The 7,879-nt window shown below is 35.7% G+C and carries 7 protein-coding genes; 1 reads left to right on the top strand and 6 read right to left on the bottom strand.

Going from position 1 to position 7,879, the window contains the following annotated elements; genetic code table 11:
- Positions 1–202: 202 nt before the first annotated feature.
- The gene (locus tag RHTP_RS07710) at positions 203–877 is read right to left on the bottom strand and encodes a hypothetical protein (RefSeq protein WP_138107540.1); all 675 of its coding nucleotides are present in this window, start codon (positions 875–877) and stop codon (positions 203–205) included.
- Complete coding sequence (locus RHTP_RS07705) at positions 874–1,791, bottom strand: hypothetical protein (protein WP_138107539.1); 918 nt, start codon at positions 1,789–1,791, stop codon at positions 874–876. Before RHTP_RS07705 ends, RHTP_RS07710 begins: the two co-directional genes overlap by 4 nt.
- A gap of 477 nt (positions 1,792–2,268) precedes the next feature.
- Here RHTP_RS07705 and RHTP_RS07700 point away from each other — a divergent pair, with 477 nt between their 5' ends.
- Positions 2,269–2,910 (top strand): hypothetical protein, encoded by a 642-nt coding sequence (locus tag RHTP_RS07700; protein WP_138107538.1) that lies wholly within the window; start codon positions 2,269–2,271, stop codon positions 2,908–2,910.
- A 149-nt stretch (positions 2,911–3,059) separates the two neighbouring features.
- Here the strand turns inward: RHTP_RS07700 and RHTP_RS07695 are convergent, their stop codons facing one another.
- From RHTP_RS07695 to dxr, 4 genes are all read right to left on the bottom strand, one after another.
- Positions 3,060–3,599, bottom strand: coding sequence for a DUF1543 domain-containing protein (locus RHTP_RS07695; RefSeq protein ID WP_138107537.1), 540 nt, complete (start codon positions 3,597–3,599; stop codon positions 3,060–3,062).
- Entirely contained in the window at positions 3,599–4,420 is an 822-nt protein-coding gene (locus RHTP_RS07690) for a helix-turn-helix transcriptional regulator (RefSeq protein ID WP_138107536.1), read from the bottom strand. The genes RHTP_RS07695 and RHTP_RS07690 overlap by 1 nt, the downstream gene beginning before the upstream one ends.
- A gap of 339 nt (positions 4,421–4,759) precedes the next feature.
- Complete coding sequence (locus tag RHTP_RS07685) at positions 4,760–6,712, bottom strand: site-2 protease family protein (RefSeq protein ID WP_138107535.1); 1,953 nt, start codon at positions 6,710–6,712, stop codon at positions 4,760–4,762.
- 19 nt (positions 6,713–6,731) lie between these two features.
- A complete protein-coding gene (gene dxr, locus RHTP_RS07680; protein ID WP_138107534.1) occupies positions 6,732–7,874 on the bottom strand; it encodes a 1-deoxy-D-xylulose-5-phosphate reductoisomerase in 1,143 nt (380 codons plus the stop codon).
- Between the last annotated feature and the right edge of the window lie 5 nt (positions 7,875–7,879).

Here is a 7,879-nt window from a genome sequence, read left to right as displayed (position 1 = left end):
AACCGCAAAAGATTGCATTCGACTTTAGGATATGTGTCGCCTATAGATTTTGAGGCTGCATGGAATTGTACAGCTGAGAGAGTGATATAAAAAGAAAAGTTTTAATGAAGATATCGCAAGCGAGCCCTGCATAGCTCGCGGAGACGATACGAATGAAGATAGAAAAATTTATGTTCTAAGTGTCTAAAAAATGGTTGCAATATCAGCCTAACGTTCCAGCTATTTGTAGTTTATCTTCAGCTGCTGGAATTAATGGGATATTTAAAGCATTTCTCGACTTACTATTAAACCCTTCAGCAATGACAATGAGGTCTGGAATCTGATGCCCTTCAATAAAGTATCCTTTGTATAAGTGGACGTTTGGGAACGACTGTAAATACTTCTTGAGAAAAGTTTCAAATACTTTTGCTTCTGCGATAGCTACTGAAGACATAGCCATCATTTCATCACAAGTTGAAGGCAGCCTCGAAGGATCTCCTCGTTCTAAGCCATCATGGCTCTTGTTACGGCGATAGCCATCGGCATATACATGAGTTGATCCTTTATAAATTGGCTTAACAACTTCCTTGATAAAAGAATCTGCTAGTTTTTCATCAATTGATGCTAGCTCATTCACTAATGATTGCCTTGCTGCCCATTGTATGTTCCTTGTGTATTCATCTCTGATTTCAAAACAGTCCACTTGATATCCCGACTTAGCTAAGACTGCTGCTGCTAACATTCCGATAATCGATTGCCCTGAAACAACCGCATATTTTTCTTTTAATCTATTCGTTGATTGGAATCTTGAATGAAGATTTGCATCAGCTTCTAAATTTAATGAGAGATTGAATGCGGTGAGTAATGTAATAAAATAGATAATAATATTTTTTCTCATAGACCCAGTAGCCCTCCAATTTTGGTTAAAATCAATTTCCAATTGATTGTACCAATGATTATTCCAAAAACTAAAAGTTGGCACGCTTTCCAATTAATTTCTTCGGAATATAATTTTTGACTCCAAAAGTTTGTAAGGAGAATGCTTGCTACTGATGCCATAGGGAAAATTACTGCATTTTCAAAAGGAAGGGCTTTCTTTGCAGATAAAAGCAAAGATAGCGTACAAAGGAGGTTTGTTAATCCCCCTGCAAAACCAACCATGATTTCTTTACGATTTGGGAACCTGCGATTGGAATAAAGGTAGGCAATAAGCTGAATGCTCAAACATGTGAGAAACATAAATGGGGTAAACCATTCTGAATCAAATTGCTTTAGATCAGCCACCTTTATGAGCATTGCTCGATACTGAAAAAGACATAGAAGAAAAATGTGAAATAAAAACACCATTGAGGCGAAAGTAATCCAAACATTTTTTTCACGTATTTGTTTGACTCCAGTTACACCCCAAAAAAGGCCTATTATCACAAAAAGCAAACCAACAACATGGGCTAGCCCAATAGAAAAACCACAATCTGCTCCGAATAGATAGGCCATTATTATCCCTGGCAAAATAGTCGCAGAGTTTAGAGTTGCAAAAGTTAACCCAGGAGTTCCTTTTTCAACGGCTATACCAAGTGAAAATAGCATTATGTAAAGAATGATTCCTGCACATATCCCTAGAAGTGAAGGATACAATTGGATTGTGAATTCTCCTTTTAAAAGTGGCCCAAGAATAAGAGCAAAAAGACTAGATGCTAGTATTTGACATAGAAAAAAAAGCTTAGCCGTTCCTTCGATATCTATACCCTTTTTTACACAGAAATTAGTCAAAGAGTTAAAAACCCCTGCGATAAGTGCTAATGTTATTCCCATACTAATACAAGCCTCATCATGTAATTTTTCTCCTAATACCGCGTATCTTTACATCCAAAAAATGAAGTCCATTCTCTGCCAACATACCTACTTGCAAATCTCAAAACTCTCCAATTTAAAACCATTTTTGTATTTTTATTAACAAAAAGAACTTTCTTTAAATACCGTATTGAATACCCTATGAAGCTAACTAAATTATTAAATATATTATTTTTACCTTCTTAGCCTTGAGAGAACCTATGAAGTTTGGTCAGTTAATCTAATCAGCAATGGCTTTTAATTTCCAATCTGATGAAGTGGGAAGGAGTTCCTCTAGAAAGAAGAACTCCTAGAAGTGATTTACGTAAAATATTCGTATTCTTGTTATCTAAAAAAAGGATCAAGATCAGCTTTACAGAAACTAGGAGTAAGGATATGTATAGAATTCTTTTTTCATTTATAGTGGTGATTTTATTTTTTCAAAAGGAACTTATATCAATGGAAAACTCAAATTTTTTTAAAAACGCTCTTGAAAATCATAGACGTGATTTTTCACAAGAAATGGAAGGGTGTCTAAAACGCAAAATTATTATTTATCTCGCTGGCAAAATTCCAAATGGAGATGAAACCCCTAGTGATGCATTACATTGGACTAAGCAACATATGGATCGTTTACGATCTAATCTTAGTCAATTTGACGTTGTGCTTCTAAACCCAGCTTTTAAAGATTGTGATCTTACTAACCAAGACACAGTATTTGGTCGAGATATGCATTACGTATTTTCTAGTGATATCATATTTGTAGATGCAAGGGGATCTCGCGGCTTAGGAGTAGGTGCAGAGATGATGTGGGCAAAAGTAAATGGAATCCCAGTAGTTTCTTGGGCTCCGAAAGATACCTATTATAATACAAGCTCTGCTATAGTCTTGGGAACATACGTATCTGATTTCATTCATCCTTTTGTGAATGGTTTAAGCGATAAAGTGGCTGAGAACATTGAAGAAGGAGCTGAATGGATCAAACAGTTTATTAAAGACCCCAATTCTGTAAAAATTAAAAATTCTGATAGCATCCATTCTATTATGGGATACTACAAAGCAAACCAGTTAAAACAAAATGAATTAGTAGAGAAAGATTGAGAAATTTAATTTTTAAAGATTATTTTGTTTAATTGAGCTTTAGTGAATAAGGTTTAGGTTTTACCTGACCTGTTTTGTTTTACTACAACTATCCAATTATGTCTTGCCTATTTTAGCAAGTCATTGGTCCAAGTTTGGTTCCATTTCACTTAACTGCGTAAGTTTAGGTATCCATTGATAGGTTGTGCTAGATCCTTATCCAACCCTGTGTATTCCAGTGTGATAAAATATTCATCCACTTTATCAATATTTATGCAACCATCTAAATCATGTAAATCATCAAGATGAAGCATATGTAAATCTGAAGAACACTCATTCATTGCTAATTTCATTGCTTCTCTTTTAGACCCTGCTGTAACAAGCGTCATAAAGTGATGTTCTCCAATTTGCAAGGGAATGTAATATCCTAAATTCACAAAGTAGAGGTGTGTGTTTTTATTCGGAGGTTTTGTCTTTGTAACGCGGACTTCATACCCATTTATGCTTTCTACAACCAACCACGAGTCAACATGAAGAGATTTTTGTGTTCCAAACCATGCTTTTCTCATTTTTTCGATAGCTTCTTTATCAGTTTTTGCCACGACAAAAACTACATCGTGCACTTCGAGTTTGCCATATTCTGTATGACCTCCCAAACAAAATACTAGCATTTTTGGAGATTCAAAAGAAAATTGTTCTAAATATGCCATTATAACAAGCCTAGTTCATTTAATCTTTCAGCAGCAGAAAAAATCTCATTTTTATATTGACAATTAAATTTAATTTTTACATTGTCAATATAATGCTCAATCGTTCTAAAAGAAAGATCCAATATTCTGCCGCTTTCTTTTGCCGACTTTCCTTTAAGAAGCAGTTTTACACATTCTCTCTCTCTTGGTGAAAGCAACTCAACTTTTTTTATCTCGTCACCAAGACCTATTTCTCTTAAATATTTACAAATCGCATCAAAATCATTTTTACTTTTATGAATAGCACTGATGATAAAGTCATTCCCTATTAGGTCGCCTAAAGAAAGATAGGGAACAGTATCTGATTGTAAAATGTTTCTACACTGTTTCTTAAAATAGCCCGTGAAAGCTTTTAACAAACTAGAATAATTTAGATAGACTTGCATAAAAGATTTTTTTTGATCAGATCTCCCCCAGAATCCATAAAATTCGACAGCATTCTTACTTTCCTCACAATAACCGATCAATGGAGCCATTTGAAAATTGTTTACGAGATATAGAAGAGATTGGTTGAACTCTTCTTTTTGATTCTGCTCAAAGAGGAAAAATCCGGGTTGATAATTACTTGGATGCCTAATGTAGGGATCTTTGATATAGAGCTTCTCATCAAAATAATATTCATCGATGTGAGGACAATCCGTTAACAACACATAGTCTCCGTTATTTTTGATATGAACGTAGTAGAAGCACATAATACCTAAATGAATCAGTGGACGAGTGCATTTTTTCACAGCATCCGAATGTTTAGATAAATCCTGTAAAAGCTGATTGACTTGAGACATAATGACCAAGTGGTAAGTCGTAAAAGAATATTATACTATTTCATCATTTACCCAAATAAGGAATTAAGAGTGTTTTACCCAGATTGAGCAGATTAGTTCTAATATTTTGTCGTCAGCATAACGAATTTCGTCTTCACAACCCCAGTTTTAGGTTTTCTAGCAAGCAACTAGCTCTAAACTTTCCTTATCAGACAACTTAATATGAGGCTTTTTAGATTGCCTCATATAAGCCGCAAAATTGCTTACTGATCTTTTGTCTTGTGTGCTTAATCTGTTATTTTTTAATAGAGATCAAATTATAAAGGACACTCTTTTAAAGAGTGTCCTTTTCTTCTATAGCTACAAGAACCTTTTTATGATCCGAGAGAGATCTTGATAGGTAAGATAAATAAAGAGAGTAACTAAAAATACGACAAAGGGAATAACCAGCTTCTGCATGGTTTTTGCTTTGATGGGTTTTTTAGTAATCCACTCCCAAACAGAAAAACAGATGTGACCTCCGTCTAATACTGGAATAGGAAGTAGATTTAAAACACCTAGATTCAAACTAATCATCCCTAGCCAAAAGAGGGCTTCTTTGCTTCCTTCAGCCCAACTTGTATGCATGATTTCTACGATCCCAATCGGACCTGTTAGAGCCTTTGGGGTTAAAATCCCAGTAACAAGAGCCATGATTGTTTTACCCATTTCTTGAAAGGCGCTTGAAAAAAGCACTAAAGGAGAAGGGTTATAGTTTACTTTACAATCAGCTAAGCTCACGCCTAATCTAAGTTCTTTTTGTTGATCTTGCCATGTTTTTAGTGCCTGGTCTTTGATTTTGGGATCTTCAATGGTGTCAATCATTTTACGTTGTTCTTGCAATTGATGTGTGTGAAACATCTTGATGGATTCTGGCAAGGGCAATTGATTAAACGGCTTAGGTTGTACTGGTTTGAGTAAATGTAGATTACCAGATGTTTTTATTAACTCATCTGTTCCAATGGAATGAACAATTTTCCCAAGTCCACGCCAATCTACTTGATCGATAAATGCTTTATCGGCTGTTTTCCAAGAAAGAGCCTCAAGTGCTTGGCTATCTCGAGAGACAATCATTTGCACTAAATGTGTTTGCAGTTGATTTAGCAACTCATATCCTGAATGAATCCTTACCCCATCAACAGCTATGATTTGATCATTTGCTTCTAAAGGAACTTCTAAAAAAGATCCTTTTTTTAATTCATGCAACTGTTCTTGAGAGTCGTTATTAAAAAAGGAAATTAAGTGATCTACCTTGCAATCAGAGGTAATTTGATAGGGAATAAAATATAGGTCATTTAGCCTGCCTTGTATTTTAGTCTCATTTTGCCAATCGCTAATTTCATCTTTTTGAAAGGTATTTATACGTAAATCAGAAACTTTTAATCTAGGAACTCTTGTTAGAAAGATCTCAGAACCTCTTTTAACTGTAAGTAAAGCTTTTTTTTGATTAATTGTAGATACTAATTGCTGTCTTGAGAAAACAATCTCTCCATCCACCCACACAATGCGATCCTTATTTTCGATCCCGCTATTTTCCATGGGAGAGCCTGCAGGAATACTTGAATTCACAGCGCCAATGCTTTGAGAATAGATTAAAAAGTTAGCAGGTTGCACAGCTTGCATAATCAATCTGCTTCTCTCTATTCCTTTTAACTGATTTGCATCGTTGCAAATTAAAGTAAAAGGATACTGCTTTTGGTCTAGATAATTGATTTGAGTCCCTTGAATCTTAGGAGCTTGTTCTTCTAGAGCCACATAAGCATAGAGCTGTCTAAACTGCGATAGAGGTTTATTATTAATTTGCGTAATGCGATCTCCGGGATAGATTTCTGAAAAGCAAGCTTCTAAATCAGAATCAACCCAACCTACAATTTGCGTATGATCTGAAAAGGAATCTTGTCTTCCTCCAGAGAGCCATAGGACGCAAAATATGAATAAAGCAAAAACTGCGTTTATCAAAGGCCCCATAAAAGCGACTTTAATCCGCGCCCAAGGTTTTTTTGCATAAAAACCATTAGGAATTTGATAAGGCTCTAAAGGACCTTCTTTTTCCATCCCTGCAATTCGTACGTATCCCCCAAAGGGAAGCCAGCATAACTGCCACTTCACACCTTGGTATTGCCAATCGCAAATGGGACTCCCAAATCCAATAGAAAAAACTTCTACTTTCATTCCTTCTTTTCGAGCCATCCAATAATGACCAAACTCATGAATAAACACGATAAGACCGAGTCCAAAAGCTGCTAAAATAAAATAGATCACGCTAGATATCATAATATATGCCTATACCTTTTTAAACAGAGTTTGCATGTAGACGACCAAGTCTATCTGTTTCTAGAATTTTTTCCAAAGTTAGCTCTTTCTCTGGCTGATATTTCATTAATAATTTCTCTAATTTATCTGAAATATCCATCCAAGAAATTTCATCTCTTACAAATCTTTTTACTAATTCTTCATTTACAGCATTTAAATAACAAGGGGTTGTTCCTCCTTGCTTTAATGCATAATAACAAAGGCTTATACATTTAAAGCCAGGATCAGGCGGTAAAAACTCCAACTTAGAAAAATTTGTATAATCAAACCGCTCGATTAGGCCTGGATAACGTTTAGGATGGCTCAGAGCGTATTGAATAGGAACTAACATAGTGGGAGCAGACATTTGAGCCAACATCGAACCATCAATGAATTCAACCATACTATGAATGACGCTCTGTGGATGAACAACAATCTCTATATTTTCAGATGTAATACCAAACAAAAAATGCGCTTCGATCAATTCTAAACCTTTATTCATTAAAGTCGAGGAATCAATGGTATTTTTTACTCCCATCTGCCAAGTAGGATGTATAAGAGCTTCTTTTAGCGTGACTTGAGAGAGTCTATCGCGAGAATAGTGTAAGAAAGGCCCACCAGATGCGGTTAAAAGCAATCTTCTCACAGACTTATGGTCTTTCCCCTCTAAGCACTGAAATAAAGCGCTATGTTCACTATCGATGGGAATCACAGAAGCCCCATGTTCTTTCGCAGTGCGCATGATGAGCTCCCCTGCAGCTACTAGAACCTCTTTATTAGCTAAAGCCACATCTTTTCCTGCTTTTAGAGCACTTAAAGTAGGCTCTATCCCTACGCTTCCAGACATCGCGGATACAACAATATCCGCTTCTTGAAGGGAGGCTACCTCTTTTAGCCCTTCTATACCTGTAACAATTTTTTGTTGAGGCAAGCGTTTTTGTAGTTCAAATGCTTTTTGCTGATCATAGACTGCAACGATCTGTGGTTGCCATTTATGAACTTGTTTCTCCAAAAGATCAATTTGAGAGTGAGCAGCTAATGCAATGGGATTAAAACCTTCAGACTTAAGATGATCAATGACATCTAATGTTTGGGTTCCAATGGAGCCGGTGCTACCTAAAATAACTACATTCTTTTGCTTCATACAGT

Origin of the sequence: Candidatus Rhabdochlamydia sp. T3358 (genome assembly GCF_901000775.1) — a bacterium.
Taxonomy (GTDB): domain Bacteria; phylum Chlamydiota; class Chlamydiia; order Chlamydiales; family Rhabdochlamydiaceae; genus Rhabdochlamydia.
This window is presented reverse-complemented; position numbering and strand designations above follow the sequence as displayed.